Origin of the sequence: Micromonospora sp. CA-111912 (assembly GCF_050948415.1) — a bacterium.
Classification (GTDB): Bacteria; Actinomycetota; Actinomycetes; order Mycobacteriales; family Micromonosporaceae; genus Micromonospora.
This window is the reverse complement of the sequence record NZ_CP192007.1, coordinates 3,597,146-3,612,104: the sequence shown is the minus strand read 5'-3', so window position 1 is coordinate 3,612,104 and position 14,959 is coordinate 3,597,146. Positions and strand designations below refer to the sequence as shown.

Sequence of the window (14,959 nt, the reverse complement as noted above, 5' to 3'; positions counted from 1 at the left end):
AGGCCCTTCCCGCACGGCGGAGCGGGCATTGTGATCAAATAGCCGGTGGAGGCGTTCAGGCGGCTGGTGCCCCTCCCGGTCTTCAAAACCGGTGTGGTCCGGTACCCGGGCCAGGCGGGTTCGATTCCCGTCCGCCTCCGCCAGGCAGACCCATTGGAGAGGACGCGATGCGCGACGCCGATCCACGGCGGCGGGTGCCGCGCACGGATGTCCTGCTGGCCGACCCGCTGCTCGCCGGGGCCGTCGCCACGCTCGGCCGTGGCCGGGTCAAGGCCGCGATCGTCGCCGCCCAGGACCGCGCCCGCCGTGGCGAGATCACCCCCGAGCGGGTACGCGACGCCGTGCTCGCCGCCCTGCCCGCGCCCGCCCCTCGGGTGGTGCTCAACGCCACCGGCGTCGTGCTGCACACCAACCTCGGCCGGGCGGCGCTCTGCGCCGCCGCCGTGGACGCCCTCGTGGCCGCCGCCGGGCACACCGACGTGGAGCTGGACCTGACCACCGGCCGGCGGGCCCGGCGGGGCCGGGACGCCCTCGACGCGCTCGCCGCCGCCGTGCCCGACGCGGGTGCCGTGCACGTGGTCAACAACGGCGCCGCCGCCCTGGCCCTCGCCGCCACGGCCCTCGCCGCCGGCCGGGAGATCGTGGTCAGCCGGGGCGAGCTGGTGGAGATCGGTGACGGGTTCCGCCTGCCGGAACTGCTGGCCAGCACCGGCGCCCGGCTGCGCGAGGTGGGCACCACCAACCGCACCAGCCTGGCCGACTACGCCGCCGCGATCGGCCCCGACACCGGCTTCGTGCTCAAGGTCCACCCGTCGAACTTCGTGGTGACCGGGTTCACCCGGGCCGTCGGCGTCGACCGGCTGGCCACCCTCGGCGTGCCGGTGGTGGCCGACATCGGCTCCGGGCTGCTCGCCGCAGACCCGCTGCTGCCCGCCGAGCCGGACGCGGCCAGTACCCTGCGGGCCGGCGCCCAGTTGGTCACCGCCAGCGGCGACAAGCTGCTCGGCGGTCCCCAGGCCGGGCTGCTGCTCGGCGACGCCGACCTGGTCGAGCGGCTACGCCGGCACCCGCTCGCCCGCGCCCTGCGGGTCGACAAGCTGACCCTGGCCGCCCTCGCGGCCACCCTGCACACCCCGGACACTCCCACCCGGGCCGCGCTGCACGCCGACCCGGCGGCCCTGCGGCAGCGCACCGAGGGGCTGCGCGACCGGCTGGCCGCCGACGGCTGCAAGGCCGAGGTGGTGCCCGCCGTCGCCGTGGTCGGCGGGGGCGGCGCGCCGGGCGTCGAGCTGGACTCGTGGGCCCTGGCCCTGCCCGAGCGGTACGCGGGGCCGCTGCGCGCCGGCACGCCGGCGGTGCTCGGCCGGGTGGCTCAGGGGCGGCTGCTGCTGGATCTGCGCTGCGTCCCCGTCGCCGCCGACGACGCGCTGCGCGCGGCGGTCCTGACCGTGCCCGTGGACGCCTGACGTGTGGGTGGTGGCCACCGCCGGGCACGTCGACCACGGCAAGTCGACCCTGGTCCGGGCGTTGACCGGGATGGAGCCCGACCGGTGGGCCGAGGAGCGGCGCCGGGGCATGACCATCGACCTCGGCTTCGCCTGGACCACGCTGCCCTCCGGGGGCACCGTGGCGTTCGTCGACGTCCCCGGCCACGAGCGGTTCGTGCCGAACATGCTCGCCGGCGTCGGCCCCGCCCCGGCCGCCCTGCTGGTCGTCGCCGCCGACGAGGGGTGGATGCCCCAGTCGGCCGAGCACCTGGCGGCGTTGCACGCCCTCGGGGTGGCGTACGGGCTGCTGGTGGTGACCCGCGCGGACCTGGCCGATCCGGGTCCGGCGCTGGCGCACGCCCGCGCGGAGATCGCCGCCACCTCCCTGGGAGCCGTGGACGCCGTGGCGATCAGCGCCGTCACCGGGGCCGGCCTGCCCGAGTTGCGCGACGCCCTGGACCGGCTCGTGGCGCGGCTGCCCGACCCGGCGGCCGGTGCCCCGGTGCGGCTGTGGGTGGACCGTTCGTTCACCGTCCGGGGCAGCGGCACAGTCGTGACCGGCACCCTCGGCGGCGGCCGGTTGTCCGTCGGTGACCACCTCGAACTGGCCGACACCGGCGAGCTGGTGCGGGTGCGTGGCCTGCACTGCCTCGGCGCGCCCCACGGCCGGGTCGACGCGGTGGCCCGGGTGGCGGTGAACCTGCGCAACGTGCCCCGCGAGCGGCTGGGGCGCGGCGACGCCCTGCTCACCCCCGGTCGGTTCCACCGCACCGACCTGCTCGACGTGCGGGTCGCCGGGGACCCGGCCGCCGAGCTACCGGCCACCCTCACCCTGCACGTCGGCGCCGCAGCCGTCACCGCCCGGGTCCGCCCGCTCGGCCCGGACACCGCCCGGCTGCGGCTGGTCCGCCCGCTGCCGCTGCTCGTCGGCGACCGGGCGCTGCTGCGCGACCCCGGCCGCCACCACGTCGCCGGTGGGGTGACCGTCCTCGACGTGGCCCCGCCCCCGCTGACCCGGCGGGGGGCCGCCGCCGCCCGGGCCCGGGCGCTCGCCGGCCTCGACGGGCGGCCGGACCTGGCAGGGGAGCTGCGTCGCCGGCTCCTGGTTCGCCGGGGCGAGCTGACCCGGATGGGGGTTCCGGTCACCACCGCCGCACCGGTCGCCGGGGACTGGTTGGCCGACCCCGGCCACTGGCGGGCCCTCGCCGCCCGGCTGGCCGACGAGACCGCCCGGTACGTCGCCGCGCATCCGCTGGAGCCGGGCGTCCCGGTAGACGTGCTACGTCAGCGCCTCGACCTGCCCGACCGGGCTCTGGTGGAGGCCCTGGTCCGCCCGCCGTTGCGGGTGCGCGCCGGCCGGGTCGGCGAGGAGGCCGGGGACGCGCTGCCGGAGCCGGTGGCCCGGGCCGTGGCCCGGGTCCGCGCCGAGTACGGCGACCGCCCGTTCCAGGCCCCCGAGGCGGATCGCCTCGCCGGCCTGGGCCTCGGGCCCCGGGAGATCGGTGCGGCCGTGCGCGCGGGGGCGCTTCTGCGGCTCGCGGAGAACGTGGTGCTGCTGCCCGGCGCGGTCGACGACGCGGCCCGGGTCCTCGCCCGGCTGCCGCAGCCGTTCACCCTCAGCGCCGCCCGGCAGGCCCTGGACACGACCCGCCGGGTCGCTGTGCCGCTGCTGGAGCTGCTGGACCGGCGGGGCGTCACCCGCCGCCTGCCCGACGACGCCCGCACGGTCGTCGCCCCGCCCGGCGTAACCGCTTCGTGAACGTCTGACCGTCGCGGGGGCCTCCTGCGGCGGGTCGGCTCCGTCAGCGAACGACCATCAGGGTTCCGCCGCGACGCGGCCCCGGTGGGGCCGGGCGTGGCCTAGCGTGGCGGCATGGACCCTTCGGCGGTCTGGCGGGACAAGAGCCACCGGTGGCGGATCGAGGCGTACCGGGCGCCGGACCTGCGCTTCGCCGTCTTCGCCACCAACGGCCCCACCGAGTCGGCCCCGTTGTGGCTGTTCGGGATGGCCGCCCTGGCCCGCTGGTTGATGACCCACGCCATCTCGTTGGACGACCTGGAGACCGACTGAGCCGGCCACCGCCTCGTCCGGGGGAACCGTCCCCGGTTCCGGAGTGTGGGCCGGTGTCGTCTCCGTACCGTGCGGGGCGTGAAGGACCGAGGAATGCGGACGGCCGTGGCGGTGCTCGCCGGCCTCGCGGTCATCTACTTCGGCAGCAAGGGTCGCAGCCCCGACGAGGGCGGTGGGGTCTCCGGCGGGGTGGTGGTGCTCGCGGTGCTGGCCGCCGCACTGGCCTGGCACCTGACCAAGCCGGGCGACAACGCGACCAAGTGACCGCCGGTCCGCGGCGCCGGTGGCCGGTGCGGGCGTGCACCGAACCCGGGGGGCGTCAGCGGGCGGCGGCGGTGCGGGTGACCTCACCGGCGGGCTCCTCGCCGAGGGCGACCCGGACCAGCGCCGAGGCGAACCGGCCGAAGTCGCCGCCGCCGACCAGCCCGGCCAGCCCGTCCGGGTTCGCCGGCAGGCCGAGGCGCTTCGCCCCGGCCAGCGTCCGCCGGTCGGCGTACGGGCGAACGTCGGGCCACACCTGCTGCGCCTCCCGCAGGAAGATGTCCGCGCCGGTGGGGCCGACGCCGGGAAACTCGGTGAGCAGCCGTCGCAGCGCGGGCCGGTTCCCGCCGGCCTCCCGGTGCAGCCGGCGCAGGTCGCCGTGCCACCGGTCCAGGCACAACCGCGCGCCGGTGCCGAGCATCGTGGCGGTCCGCTCGTCGTAGCGGCGGTAGTGCCCCCGGCCCAACGCGTCGACCCGCTCCTGCCAGCCGGACGCCTCCATCGCCTGCGGGGTGCGGTAGCCGGCGGCGAACAGCTCCCGCGCGGCCGCCACCGCGACCGACGCCCGGATCCGGGTGCTCAGCAGCGTGGTCAGCACCAGCAGCTGGTACAGCGGCCCGGGCCGGTCGGCGAGCCGGATGCCGGCCTCCTCCGCCTACGTGCGGCCCTGCCGGTCCAGCAGGGCCCGTGCCGTCCTCCGCGCATCTGCCACACCCCGGGGATACCCCGATCGCCGCCGCCCACCCCACCCCATCCGGTGGGGCGGCATGGGGGCAACGGCGGCGGGTAAGCCGGTCGTGGCGTGGCCCACGCCGCGCCGTCCAACCCGGAAGGGAGACTCCCGTGACGAACCCTCAGCAGCCGGAGTTGCGCCGCAACGCGCGCAACGACGCGGTGCAGGACGCCAAGGGGCCCGGCGTGTCCGGTCACCCCGCCCACCGTGGCACGTCCCAGGGCGACCGGGGCCGCACGGTGCCGCGCGGCCAGGTGTCGCCGTACGGCCCGGCCGGCGGCCAGGTGGCCGACGACGAGAGCGCCGAACGCGGCTAGCACCCTCGGGAAGATGGCGGCCGCAGCCGGTTCCAGGTGGCTGCGGCCGCCATCCCGTACGCCAGGTGCGGCACGAGGTCCGACAGCCAGTCGGTGCGGCTCCACCGGCGCGGATCAGTTACCCCCAGCGCGGTCATCGAGCCGTCCGACATCGCCATCACGCTCCCGCCGAGCAGGGCCACCGCGACCGGCCCCGCAGTTCGCCGCCCCGCGAGCAGGCCGAAGGCGGCACCGGCGGCGATGCCCATCCCGTACCCGAGCAGGGGCCCGAGGCCCGAGCGGCGGTTGGCCGCCCGGTCCTCGGGCCCGAGGTCGATGTGGGCGATTCCGGCCACCCGCCCGGCGGTCTCCTCGGGTGTGCTGCTCGCCGGTCGGGCGCGCAGCACCATGTCGAGGTAACTGACCATGTTGAGCGCGGCGCTGCCCACCGCTCCGGCGATGGCCCCGTCGACCAGTTTGGCGCCGTTCACTTCGGGTCGCCCGGTTCGCGCTCACCCTTAGGGCCGTACGTCCGCTCGCCCCGCACGACGCCGCGCTGTCCCCGGTCCTCCTGCAGGATCCGGTTGGCGACCTGGTTGGCCTCCTGGTCGGCCGCCCGACCGGAGTTCTCGATCAGATCGCGCAGTCGCGCCCGTTCCTTGTCGTACGCGCTGCTGCCCGGGCGTGGTCCTGGCATAGCCGCCTCCTGACGTCGCGGTGACCGTTGGTCACGCCGTCTACCCGCCTGCGCCGGGGCCAACCGTCGCCCATGCCCGGGCGTGCCGGCGGCCAGGTGCGCAGGTGTCACACCGGGGCGCGGACCACGGCGACCGGGCAGTCGGCGCGGTGCAGCACGGCGTGGCTGACCGAGCCGAGCAGGAGACCGGTGAGCTCGCCGCGTCCCCGGCAGCCGACCACCAGCAGCTGCGCCGCGTGGGACGCCTCGGCCAGCGCGGCGGCGGCCCGGCCCCGGGTCAGCACCCGCTCGACCCGCACCGCCGGCCGGCGATCGCCGAGACCGACCAGCGCCGCCGCCAGCACCCGCTCCTCCTCGCCGCGCAGTTGCCCCTCGTCGTACACCAGGGGCTGCATGTCACCGGGCCCGCCGGAGGCCGGGTGCCGGTAGGCGTGCACCGCGCGCAGCGCGACGCCGCGGGTCGTCGCCTCGTCGGCGGCGAACTCGACGGCGGCGCGGGCCGCCGCGGAGCCGTCCACCCCGACCACGACCGGACCGTCGGCCCGGTCGGCGCCACGGGCCACCAACACCGGGCAATCGGCGTACGCCGCGACCTGGATCGCCACGGAGCCGACCGCCAGCGCGGCGAAGCCGCCCAGCCCTCGGTCGCCGAGGACGATCAGCGCGGCGGTGGGCGACTCGCCGACCAGCACGGCGGACGCCTCCCCGTCGATGACCTCTCCGGTGACCCGCACCCCCGGTGCTGCCGACTCGGCGTGCGCCACCGCCTCCACGACGAGGCGTTCGGCCTGTTCGCGCAGGCCGGCGCCGGGCGGAGCGTCGGGCACCGGGCCCAGCGGCACCCGCAGCAGCGGCCAGACGAAGCCGTGCACCACCCGCAGGGTCCGGCCCCGGCGCGCGGCCTCCCCGGCGGCGAGCCGGACGGCCCGCTGGGCCGGCTCGGAGCCGTCCACACCGACCACCACCGCCGCGCCGCTGGCCGCGTTCACCGCCGTACCTCCTCCGCCGTGGTGTCGCGGTCAGTATCCCGGCCGTACGGGTGTCGCCGAGGCGATACCGCGCACGTCGGGGCGTCGCTACGCTGCCCGGGAACCTCGCCGGAGGGAGCGACGCCCATGGAAGAGGCCGACCGGCCGAGCACCGCCCGTATGATCGATTTCTGGCTCGGCGGGGAGGACCACTTCCCGGTCGACGTGGCCGCCGCGCGGGCCTTCGAGGGGGCCTACGGCCCGTGCGCGCCGTTGTTCCGCGAGCTGCGCGCGTTCCTCGGTCGGGCGGTCCGGACGATCGCCGGGGCCGGGGTGGACGGTTTCCTGGTCTTCGGCGCGGGGGTGCCCACCAGGGGCAACGTGCATGAGGTCGCCCCGGAGGCGACGGTGCTCTACACCGACGTCGACCCGGTCACCATCCGGCTCGGGCAGCGCATCCTGGCCGGCAGCGACCGGGCCGGCTACGGCTACGGCGACGCCACGGACGTCGGCACGGTCGACTCCGCGTTGCTGCGCCGCTTCGTGCCCGGTTGGGGCCGTCGTCCTGTCGGGGTGGTCTTCCTCGGGCTGGCCGCCTTCCTCGACGACGCGACGCTGGCGCACACCCTCGACGAGCTGTACGCCGCGGCGGCCCCCGGTAGCTTCCTCGCCGTCGACTTCGACGGCGAGGAGCTCGCGGCGTACCCGGAGGCCCTGGCGATGATGGGGCCGCAGTTCCGGATGCGCCCGCCCGCGGCGTTCGGTTCGCTGTTGGGCCGGTGGGCGCCGACGGACGACGGGATCGTCCCGGTGTCGCGGTGGCGTCCCGACGGTTCGCCGGCGGCCCTGCCGGACGCCTTCCACGGCGGGCTGGCCACCAAGCGCTCCGGCTGACCGCCGCCGTGTCCGCCCCCGACCGACCGCGCCGGCCGGCCGGCGACGGCTCTCCGTATGATGCTTGCCGTACAGCAAGAGTTGTCGGAGGGGGATCATGTCGGACGCGTTCGGACCGGTGGCCCGCGCGCTGCGTGAGGCGGCGCCCGACCGGTTGGCCGAGGTCGCCGACCAGGCCGTCCGCGCCGGGTTGGGCGCGTCGCGCACGGACGTCTTCGTCGCCGACTACCGGATCAGCGGGCTGTGGCCCGTGCTCGATCCGGAGCTGCCCGACGCCGGCTTTCTCGCCTGCCACGGCGTGGCCCAACGCTGCTTCAGCAGCCAGCAGCCGGTGCTCGACGGCGGGGACGACGGCCGGTGCCGGGTGTACCTTCCGCTGACCGTCTGGGGCGAACGTCTCGGCGTGTTCCTGGTGGAGCTGCCGGTTCCCCCGTCGGCGGCGACAGTCGAGGCGGTCCGGGACGTCGCCGGCGAGCTGGCGGTGGCGCTGCGCGCGGCGGACCGGCAGACCGACCGGTACCGCCGGGCCCGCCGCCGGGAGCGGCTGAGCATGGCCGCCGAGATGCAGTGGGATCTGCTGCCGGGCCGCAGCGTGACGCACGGCGCATTCCTGCTGGCCGGGCAGCTCGAGCCGGCGTACACGGTGGGCGGTGACCACTTCGACTGGTCGGTGGACGGTGATCGACTCACCCTGACGGTGCTCAACGGCGCCGGCACGGGCCTGTCGGCGGCGCTGCTGACGGCGGTGTCGGTCAACGCCATGCGCAACGCCCGCCGCTCCGGGGGCAGCCTGGTCGAGCAGGCCGAGCTGGCCTCGGACACCATCTTCTTCCAGCACCGCGGCGAACGGCACGTGGCGACGCTGCTGCTGGAGCTGGACACCACCGACGGCCGGGTCCGGGCGGTGGACGCCGGATCCCCGCACGTGCTGCGGGTACGCGGCCGGTCGGTCGCCCGGGTGCCGCTGGAGCAGCAGCTGCCGCTGGGCATGTTCGCCGAGACCCGGTACGAGGTGCAGGAGTTCACCGTGGAGCCGGGGGACCGGCTCTTCGTGGTCAGTGACGGCGTGTACGCGGCGGATCCCGGTGGCCGCGAACCGTACGGGGAACGGGCCATGGCGCGTTCCATGCGCGCGACGCGGCTGCAGCCGGCGACCGAGGCGGTTGGTACGGTGATGCGCGGGCTGCAGTCCTACCACGTGGACGTCGATCTCCGCGACGATGCCGTGGTCGTCTGCCTCGACTGGCGTGGCCAGGGCGGGGGAGGGGCCGGCTGGGCGCGGTGACGGGACGGTAAGCGGAACACGAGCGCACACTCGCAGGGGACGTCGGTGGAAAAACCTCCGGATCTGGCCGCGGCGATCGCCGCGGCGGCCGAGGCGATCGTCGGCGTCCTGGACCCGGCGGGTTCCCGGCACCGGATGACCGTGTCGCCCACCCAGCTGCGGGTGCTCTCGCTGATCAGCAGCCGCCCGGCGACCAATGTGAACCGGCTCGCGGAGCTGCTCGACGTGGTGCCGTCGTCGGCGAGCCGGCTGTGCGACCGGCTGGAGGCGATCGGGCTGCTGCGCCGGGCCGCCGACCCGCGGGACCGGCGGGAGGTGCGGCTGATGCCGACGGCGGCCGCCGAGGCCCTGCTCAGGGAGTTGGCGGAGCGCCGGCACCGCGCGATCGGCGCGGTGCTGGACCGGATGCCCCCGCGCGCGCAGCAGGAGCTGCTGCTGGCCCTGTTGGCGTTCGGGCAGGCAGCCACGCCCATTCCGGTGGACGCCCAGTCGGACTCGCCGGCCCGCACGGCCTGACCCGCCGCACTCCTATGTCCTAGGACGTTTTACCCGACGTGACCTGCACCACAACACCCTAGAAACACAGCACCCGGGCGAACGCGGGCCCGTGGAGGCCGAAAGCGAGCCCGATATAGTGGCAGCGCAACTCACCGGCCGGTGGTCCCCTTGACCGCGGGCCGACCAGGGGAGGTGATCCCGGTCCGGGATCACACAGGCGCCGGCGGAGCCCGGCCCGGCAACGCGCACGTCCTTCCGTAGCGCCCGCCCGCGGGTGCCGGACCGTGCTGCTGAGGGAGGTTCGGTGTCGCGTCGGCCGGCGGGGGCGTCAACCCCGGAGAACACCACCGCGCCGAGCGGGGACCGGATCCTCACCCTGCCCAACCTGATCAGCTTCATCCGGCTGCTCGGCGTCCCGCTGTTCCTGTACCTGCTGCTGGTCCGGCGCGCCGACATCGCCGCCCTGGTGGTGCTGGCGATCGGGGGCACGACGGACTGGGTGGACGGCTGGGTCGCCCGCCGGCTGCAGCAGGTCAGCCGCCTGGGCGAGCTGCTCGATCCGTTCGCCGACCGGCTGTACATCCTGGCCACCCTGCTGGCGTTCACGGCGCGCGAGGTGGTGCCGTGGCAGTTCACCGCCGCGCTGCTGGTGCGGGAGTTGCTGCTGCTGGGGTCGCTCGGCGTGCTACGCCGGTACGGCTACGGCCCGCCGCCGGTGCACTACGTCGGCAAGACCGCCACGTTCCTGTTGCTGGCCGCGTTCCCGGTCCTGTTGCTGGCGCACTCGACGTCGGCGGCCACGGCGACGGTCGCGGGCGCGGTCGGCTGGGGCCTGGCGTGGTGGGGGCTGGTGCTGTACTGGGTGGCCGGCGCGCTCTACGTGGTCCAGGCGGCGCGGCTGGTGCGGTCGGTGCGGGCCGGGTCGTCGGGAGTGCCGGCATGACGGAGGAGCCGGCGCGGCAGCGGTCGGACGTGGCCGGCGAGGGGCGGGGTTCGGCGTCCCGGGTGTACACGCCGGATTTCCTGACCGAGTTGTTCCGCAACCCGTTGGATCCGGGGTACGCGGACGCGGCGGCCCGCCGTCGGGAGTCGCCGTCGCCATCGCCGTCGGGGTGGCGGGCGTGGTCGGTGCGGTCGGTGAGCCTGGTGGTGGCCGTGGCGTTGGGTTTCCTGTTCGCGGTGGCGTACCGGCAGACGATGGCCGAGGAGCCGGGGCGCAGCCAGGCGCGGGCCGGGTTGGTGGCGGAGATCAAGGAGCGCGAGGCGGAGACCGACGGGTTGGCGGCGCGGGCGGACCGGTTGCGTGAGGAGGTCGGTCGGCAGCGGGACGCGGCGTTGAGTGGTTCGCAGGCGTCGCGGCTGCGTCGGTTGGAGGCGGGCACGGGGCTGGGTCGGGTGCGTGGGGACGGTGTGGTGGTGCGGTTGGCGGATGCGCCGGCGCAGGACAAGGACGGAGTGACCGGGTCGGGGGGTGGTCCGCCGCGGGTGTTGTACACGGATCTGCAGAAGGTGGCCAACGATCTGTGGGCGGCGGGTGCGGAGGCGGTGGCGATCAACGGGCAGCGGTTGACGGCGACGTCGACGATCCGGTCGGCGGGTGAGGCCATCCTGGTGGATTTTCGGCCGGTGACGGGGCCGTACGAGGTGTCGGCGATCGGACCGAGGTCGATGCGGGACCAGTTCGAGGACAGTCGGGCGGCGTATCTGATGCGGGACCTGGTGGAGTCGGTGGGGTTGTCGTTCCAGGTGCGTGAGGTGGAGGACATCACCCTGCCGGCGGCGCCGGAGCCGCGGCTACGCTACGCCGAGTCGTCGGTCAGTCCGAGTCCGTCCGTGGCGGGGTCGGGTGCTGATCGTTCGTCCCGGCCTGAGCCGTCCGGCTCGGGTGTGTCTCCCAGTCCTTCCGGAGGTGGCCGATGATCGCGGTGTTGGCGTTGCTCGCCGGTGTGGTGCTGGGGGTGTATCTGGATCCCACGGTTCCGGCGGCGTTGCAGCCGTATCTGCCGATCGCGGTGGTGGCCGCGTTGGACGCGGTGTTCGGTGGGGTGCGGGCGAAGCTTGACCGGATCTTCGATGACAAGCAGTTCGTGGTGTCGTTCATCTCGAATGTGCTGGTGGCGGGCCTGATCGTGTATCTGGGTGACCAGTTGGGGGTGGGTGGGCAGTTGTCCACCGGTGTGGTGGTCGTGTTGGGGGTGCGGATCTTCGGGAATGTGGCGGCGATCCGTCGGCACCTGTTCCGGGCGTAGGTTTGTGGCGATGAGCGAGGAACAGCGCGAGACGGGTACCGGGTGGCCGCGTCCGGAGGTGCCGGTGCGTCCGCAGGCCCCGGCGGGGGAGCCGGATCCGCGTCCGGAGGCGCCTGATCCGGACGGGATCAGTCCGTTGACGCCGGAGAGTGAGCCGGCGGTGCAGGACGCGGGGCCTTCGGGTGCCGGTGCGCCGAAGGGTTCGTCGGGTGTTCCGGCTGTGTTCGGGGTGGGCCGGCGGTTGACCTCGGCGGGGGCGATGATCGCGTTGCTGTTGGGGTTGTTGGGGTTCACCCTGGTGGTGCAGTTGCGGACGACGTCGACGGATCCGACGTCGGCGGCGACGCGGCAGGAGGACCTGGTGCGGATCTTCTCGGATCTGGATTCGCGGGAGAAGCGGCTGCGGCAGGACATCGAGTCGTTGGAGGAGAGTCAGCGGCAGTTGCGCTCGGGTGAGCAGGGTCGGCAGGCGGCGCTGGAGGAGGCGACGCGGCGGGCGGACGAGTTGGGAATTCTGGCGGGGACGTTGCCGGCGCGGGGGCCGGGGTTGAGTGTGCGGTTCGAGGCGGGGTCGAAGCCGATTTCGGCGTACCGGATCCTGGACGCGGTGCAGGAGTTGCGGGGTGCGGGGGCGGAGGCGATGCAGGTTTCCGGTGGGGACGGCGCGTCGGTGCGGGTCATCGCGTCGACGTATTTCCTGGATGGCGGGGATGGTGCCCTGGTGGTGGACGGGCGTCCGTTGACGGGTCCGTTCACGATCACGGTGATCGGTGATTCGACGACGATGTCGACGGCGTTGAAGATTCCGGGCGGGGTGGCCGCATCGGTTGCCGGTGACGGCGGTAACGTGATCGTCGAGGATCGTGAGGTTGCCGAGGTTTCGGCGCTGCACGCGCCTGTGAAGTTGGAACACGCCCGTCCGGTCTCCTGACCGGCGCGGCGCGCCGGTTCGCCGGCGCAGCGATGGTCGGCTCGACGATGAAGGACGCGTCTGGTGATTCCTGAGGATCTGCGGTATACCGCCGAGCACGAGTGGGTGGCGGGTGACGGGTCGGGCTCTGTCCGGGTCGGCATCACGCACTTCGCGCAGGACTCGTTGGGTGACATCGTGTTCGTCCAGTTGCCGGAGGAGGGCGCGGAGGTGGCCGCGGGTGACTCCTTGGGTGAGATCGAGTCGACCAAGAGCGTGTCCGAGATCTACGCCCCGCTGAGTGGGGTCGTGGCGGCGCGGAACGAGGCGTTGGCGGACACTCCGGAGGTGATCAACTCTGATCCTTACGGTGCGGGTTGGCTGGTGGAGATCACGCCGAGTGATCCGGTGGCGGTGGACGGCCTGCTGACCGCCGGGGCGTATCGCGAGCTCACCGAGAGCTGAGTGTCCGTGGGCGTGCGGGTGTTGTTGTCCGCGCGTCCGGTTGCCCTGCATTTCGGCGCTGGCTAGGCTCGCCCAGTTGACCGAGAACCCAATGAGTTGAGCGTTGCGGAATTGCCTTTCCGGGCACGGGGAGCCAGCCGCCGGGTGGACTGCCCGGCGGCCAGACCCGCCATTACCCGTACGCCGACCTGAAACAGATCCGTGAGGTGGTCCCATGACGCGCCCAGACGACGAGTTCCCCCCGCTCGACGTCACTTCGACGCTCAATCTCGGTTCGCTCGACGAAGTGCTGGAGGGGCCGGACACCGATGTGGTGCCGAGCCGGATGTCCGGTTCGTTGCCCCCGGGTATGGCGCTGCTGGTGGTTCGTCGGGGTCCGAACGCGGGTGCCCGGTTCTTGTTGGACCACGATGTGACGACGAGTGGCCGGCATCCGGACAGTGACATCTTCCTGGACGACGTGACGGTGTCGCGGAGGCATGCCGAGTTCCACCGGGACGGTGGCACGTTCACGGTGCGGGACGTGGGAAGCCTTAACGGCACGTACGTGAACCGGGAGCGGGTCGAGGCGGCCACGTTGAGCAATGGTGACGAGGTGCAGATCGGCAAGTTCCGGGTGGTGTTCATCGCCGGTCCGCGCCCGGAGGAGGAGGCCGGCCGGGGGTGAACGAGCCTGCGGCTTCGACGCCTCCCGGGGTGGCCCGCGCCCAACCGCTGATGAGTATCGGCGAGGTGCTGGGCCAGCTCCGGGCTGAATTTCCTGACGTCACGATCTCGAAGTTGCGGTTCCTGGAGTCCGAGGGGCTGGTGGAGCCGCAGCGGACGGCTTCGGGGTATCGGAAGTACAGCTGGGACGATGTGGCGCGCTTGCGGTTCGTGTTGACCGCGCAGCGGGACCAGTATCTGCCGTTGCGGGTGATCCGTGAGCAGTTGGCGCAGTGGGATGCGTCGGCGGATGGGCCGGCGCCGTCTCGGCCGACGTTGGTGGCGGTGGGCCCGGATGGTGAGGTGCCGGGTCGTTTCGCTGTGGAGCAGCCGGTGGATTCGGCGCAGGTGCGGTTGGGTCGGGTTGATCTGGTCGCGCGGAGCGGGATCGACGAGTCGACGTTGGGTGAGTTGGAGCGGCTCGGGATCCTGGTGTCGGATCCGCCGGGTTGGTACGACGGGGATGCGTTGATCATCGCGCGGGCGGTGGCTGGTCTGGCGGCGTACGGGTTGGAGCCTCGGCATCTGCGGGGTTACCGGACGGCGGCGGATCGGGAGGTGGGGTTGTTCGCGCAGTTGGTGGCCCCGTTGGCGCGGCAGAGTGATTCGGCGGCGCGGGCGCGGGCGGCGGAGACGGCGCGGGAGTTGGTGGCGTTGTCGCAGCAGTTGCACGCGGCGTTGGTGCGGGTGGGATTGCGGTCGACGTTGGGCCGGTGAGTTGTGGTGTGCCGCGCGGCCCGGGCTGTGGTCCGGGCCGCGTGGTGTTTGTGGGGGCCGGTGGGAAAGATCTGGGTCGGGGCGCGTGTCGTAGGCTTGCCGGGGTAACCCCTTTCTGGTGCGGGGCGTGGTGCACGTAAGCGCATGGGATGTGCGTGTCGCGGTCCGTGTACCGTGCAGGGAAGGTCGCGGTGCGGGCGTAGGTGACAACGACACGGAGGCGGCGGTGCGCGAGCTGAGCGTGGTCGGAGTTCGGGTGGAGTTGCCGAGCAACCAGCCGATCGTCCTGCTGCGGGAGGTCGAGGGGGATCGCTATCTGCCGATCTGGATCGGTGCGGTGGAGGCGACGGCGATCGCTTACGAGCAGCAGGGGGTCAAGCCGGCTCGGCCGTTGACGCATGATCTTTTGCGGGACGTGTTGGCGGCGTTGCAGGCGCCGTTGCGGGCGGTGGAGATCACCGAGTTGAAGGAGAACGTCTTCTACGCCGATCTGTTGATCGGTGACGGGGTGCGGGTGTCGGCGCGGCCGAGTGACTCGATCGCCCTGGCGTTGCGGGTCGGTGCGCCGATTCGTTGTTCGGAGCAGGTCCTCAGTGAGGCGGGGATCGTGATTCCGGACGAGCAGGAGGACGAGGTGGAGAAGTTCCGGGAGTTCCTGGATCAGGTGAGCCCGGAGGATTTCGCGGGCTGATCCCGGCGCGGGTGGGGTTTCCCCGCGTGTTT

The 14,959-nt window shown here is 73.9% G+C and carries 20 protein-coding genes and 1 tRNA gene; 17 read left to right on the top strand and 4 right to left on the bottom strand.

Going from position 1 to position 14,959, the window contains the following annotated elements; genetic code table 11:
• Positions 1-47: 47 nt before the first annotated feature.
• From ACQPZO_RS14920 to ACQPZO_RS14900, 5 genes are all read left to right on the top strand, one after another.
• Positions 48-143: transfer RNA gene (locus tag ACQPZO_RS14920), tRNA-Sec, on the top strand.
• A 24-nt stretch (positions 144-167) separates the two neighbouring features.
• Positions 168-1,466 carry an L-seryl-tRNA(Sec) selenium transferase gene (gene selA / locus ACQPZO_RS14915; RefSeq protein WP_433350690.1) on the top strand — a complete coding sequence of 433 codons (1,299 nt, stop codon included), beginning with the start codon at positions 168-170 and terminating at the stop codon, positions 1,464-1,466.
• Between the two features lies 1 nt (position 1,467).
• A complete protein-coding gene (gene selB, locus ACQPZO_RS14910; protein WP_433350688.1) occupies positions 1,468-3,246 on the top strand; it encodes a selenocysteine-specific translation elongation factor in 1,779 nt (592 codons plus the stop codon).
• A gap of 114 nt (positions 3,247-3,360) precedes the next feature.
• On the top strand, positions 3,361-3,558 hold the full coding sequence (locus tag ACQPZO_RS14905) for a hypothetical protein (protein WP_007071112.1): 198 nt from the start codon (positions 3,361-3,363) through the stop codon (positions 3,556-3,558).
• A 78-nt stretch (positions 3,559-3,636) separates the two neighbouring features.
• A complete protein-coding gene (locus ACQPZO_RS14900) occupies positions 3,637-3,822 on the top strand; it encodes a hypothetical protein (RefSeq protein ID WP_396681546.1) in 186 nt (61 codons plus the stop codon).
• A gap of 55 nt (positions 3,823-3,877) precedes the next feature.
• Here ACQPZO_RS14900 and ACQPZO_RS14895 read toward each other — a convergent pair whose 3' ends face one another.
• A complete protein-coding gene (locus ACQPZO_RS14895; RefSeq protein WP_433351004.1) occupies positions 3,878-4,459 on the bottom strand; it encodes a hypothetical protein in 582 nt (193 codons plus the stop codon).
• 203 nt (positions 4,460-4,662) lie between these two features.
• Between ACQPZO_RS14895 and ACQPZO_RS14890 the strand changes: the two genes are divergently transcribed.
• Positions 4,663-4,869 carry a hypothetical protein gene (locus ACQPZO_RS14890; RefSeq protein ID WP_433350686.1) on the top strand — a complete coding sequence of 69 codons (207 nt, stop codon included), beginning with the start codon at positions 4,663-4,665 and terminating at the stop codon, positions 4,867-4,869.
• Here ACQPZO_RS14890 and ACQPZO_RS14885 read toward each other — a convergent pair.
• The 3 genes from ACQPZO_RS14885 to ACQPZO_RS14875 form a co-directional block, all read right to left on the bottom strand.
• Positions 4,866-5,339: a hypothetical protein gene (locus tag ACQPZO_RS14885; protein WP_433350684.1), complete on the bottom strand. Its 474-nt coding sequence runs from the start codon at positions 5,337-5,339 to the stop codon at positions 4,866-4,868. The two genes, ACQPZO_RS14890 and ACQPZO_RS14885, sit on opposite strands and share 4 nt — an antisense overlap.
• Complete coding sequence (locus tag ACQPZO_RS14880) at positions 5,336-5,545, bottom strand: phosphatidylethanolamine-binding protein (protein ID WP_396674217.1); 210 nt, start codon at positions 5,543-5,545, stop codon at positions 5,336-5,338. The genes ACQPZO_RS14885 and ACQPZO_RS14880 overlap by 4 nt, the downstream gene beginning before the upstream one ends.
• 107 nt (positions 5,546-5,652) lie before the next feature.
• Complete coding sequence (locus tag ACQPZO_RS14875) at positions 5,653-6,534, bottom strand: universal stress protein (protein WP_433350682.1); 882 nt, start codon at positions 6,532-6,534, stop codon at positions 5,653-5,655.
• A gap of 126 nt (positions 6,535-6,660) precedes the next feature.
• On the opposite strand from ACQPZO_RS14875, the gene ACQPZO_RS14870 reads away from it, so the two are divergent.
• The 11 genes from ACQPZO_RS14870 to ACQPZO_RS14820 all read left to right on the top strand — a co-directional run bounded on the left by ACQPZO_RS14870 (position 6,661) and on the right by ACQPZO_RS14820 (position 14,927).
• Positions 6,661-7,407 carry an SAM-dependent methyltransferase gene (locus tag ACQPZO_RS14870; RefSeq protein ID WP_433350680.1) on the top strand — a complete coding sequence of 249 codons (747 nt, stop codon included), beginning with the start codon at positions 6,661-6,663 and terminating at the stop codon, positions 7,405-7,407.
• 97 nt (positions 7,408-7,504) lie between these two features.
• The gene (locus ACQPZO_RS14865; protein ID WP_433350678.1) at positions 7,505-8,692 is read left to right on the top strand and encodes a PP2C family protein-serine/threonine phosphatase; all 1,188 of its coding nucleotides are present in this window, start codon (positions 7,505-7,507) and stop codon (positions 8,690-8,692) included.
• A 45-nt stretch (positions 8,693-8,737) separates the two neighbouring features.
• On the top strand, positions 8,738-9,208 hold the full coding sequence (locus ACQPZO_RS14860; protein ID WP_433350676.1) for a MarR family transcriptional regulator: 471 nt from the start codon (positions 8,738-8,740) through the stop codon (positions 9,206-9,208).
• Between the two features lie 286 nt (positions 9,209-9,494).
• A complete protein-coding gene (locus ACQPZO_RS14855; protein ID WP_433350675.1) occupies positions 9,495-10,133 on the top strand; it encodes a CDP-alcohol phosphatidyltransferase family protein in 639 nt (212 codons plus the stop codon).
• Entirely contained in the window at positions 10,130-11,110 is a 981-nt protein-coding gene (locus ACQPZO_RS14850) for a DUF881 domain-containing protein (RefSeq protein WP_433350672.1), read from the top strand. Before ACQPZO_RS14855 ends, ACQPZO_RS14850 begins: the two co-directional genes overlap by 4 nt.
• A complete protein-coding gene (locus tag ACQPZO_RS14845; protein ID WP_007071104.1) occupies positions 11,107-11,439 on the top strand; it encodes a small basic family protein in 333 nt (110 codons plus the stop codon). Before ACQPZO_RS14850 ends, ACQPZO_RS14845 begins: the two co-directional genes overlap by 4 nt.
• 10 nt (positions 11,440-11,449) lie before the next feature.
• Positions 11,450-12,370 carry a DUF881 domain-containing protein gene (locus ACQPZO_RS14840; RefSeq protein WP_433350670.1) on the top strand — a complete coding sequence of 307 codons (921 nt, stop codon included), beginning with the start codon at positions 11,450-11,452 and terminating at the stop codon, positions 12,368-12,370.
• A gap of 63 nt (positions 12,371-12,433) precedes the next feature.
• Positions 12,434-12,814, top strand: a complete 381-nt coding sequence (gene gcvH / locus ACQPZO_RS14835; RefSeq protein WP_433350668.1) for a glycine cleavage system protein GcvH — start codon at positions 12,434-12,436, stop codon at positions 12,812-12,814.
• Between the two features lie 214 nt (positions 12,815-13,028).
• Positions 13,029-13,481 carry an oxoglutarate dehydrogenase inhibitor Odhl gene (odhI, locus tag ACQPZO_RS14830; protein ID WP_007071101.1) on the top strand — a complete coding sequence of 151 codons (453 nt, stop codon included), beginning with the start codon at positions 13,029-13,031 and terminating at the stop codon, positions 13,479-13,481.
• A gap of 50 nt (positions 13,482-13,531) precedes the next feature.
• Entirely contained in the window at positions 13,532-14,236 is a 705-nt protein-coding gene (gene ftsR, locus ACQPZO_RS14825; protein WP_433351002.1) for a transcriptional regulator FtsR, read from the top strand.
• A gap of 226 nt (positions 14,237-14,462) precedes the next feature.
• Positions 14,463-14,927, top strand: a complete 465-nt coding sequence (locus ACQPZO_RS14820; protein WP_387024035.1) for a bifunctional nuclease family protein — start codon at positions 14,463-14,465, stop codon at positions 14,925-14,927.
• The last annotated feature ends 32 nt before the right edge of the window (positions 14,928-14,959 follow it).

Bases quoted from the DNA above. Each gene is read 5' to 3' on its own strand.
- ftsR (WP_433351002.1), top strand. From the start codon at position 13,532: ATGAGTATCGGCGAGGTGCTGGGCCAGCTCCGGGCTGAATTTCCTGAC.
- ACQPZO_RS14905 (WP_007071112.1), top strand. From the start codon at position 3,361: ATGGACCCTTCGGCGGTCTGGCGGGACAAGAGCCACCGGTGGCGGATC.
- ACQPZO_RS14850 (WP_433350672.1), top strand. From the start codon at position 10,130: ATGACGGAGGAGCCGGCGCGGCAGCGGTCGGACGTGGCCGGCGAGGGG.
- ACQPZO_RS14865 (WP_433350678.1), top strand. From the start codon at position 7,505: ATGTCGGACGCGTTCGGACCGGTGGCCCGCGCGCTGCGTGAGGCGGCG.
- ACQPZO_RS14880 (WP_396674217.1), bottom strand. From the start codon at position 5,545: ATGCCAGGACCACGCCCGGGCAGCAGCGCGTACGACAAGGAACGGGCG.
- ACQPZO_RS14870 (WP_433350680.1), top strand. From the start codon at position 6,661: ATGGAAGAGGCCGACCGGCCGAGCACCGCCCGTATGATCGATTTCTGG.
- odhI (WP_007071101.1), top strand. From the start codon at position 13,029: ATGACGCGCCCAGACGACGAGTTCCCCCCGCTCGACGTCACTTCGACG.
- ACQPZO_RS14845 (WP_007071104.1), top strand. From the start codon at position 11,107: ATGATCGCGGTGTTGGCGTTGCTCGCCGGTGTGGTGCTGGGGGTGTAT.
- ACQPZO_RS14840 (WP_433350670.1), top strand. From the start codon at position 11,450: ATGAGCGAGGAACAGCGCGAGACGGGTACCGGGTGGCCGCGTCCGGAG.
- selA (WP_433350690.1), top strand. From the start codon at position 168: ATGCGCGACGCCGATCCACGGCGGCGGGTGCCGCGCACGGATGTCCTG.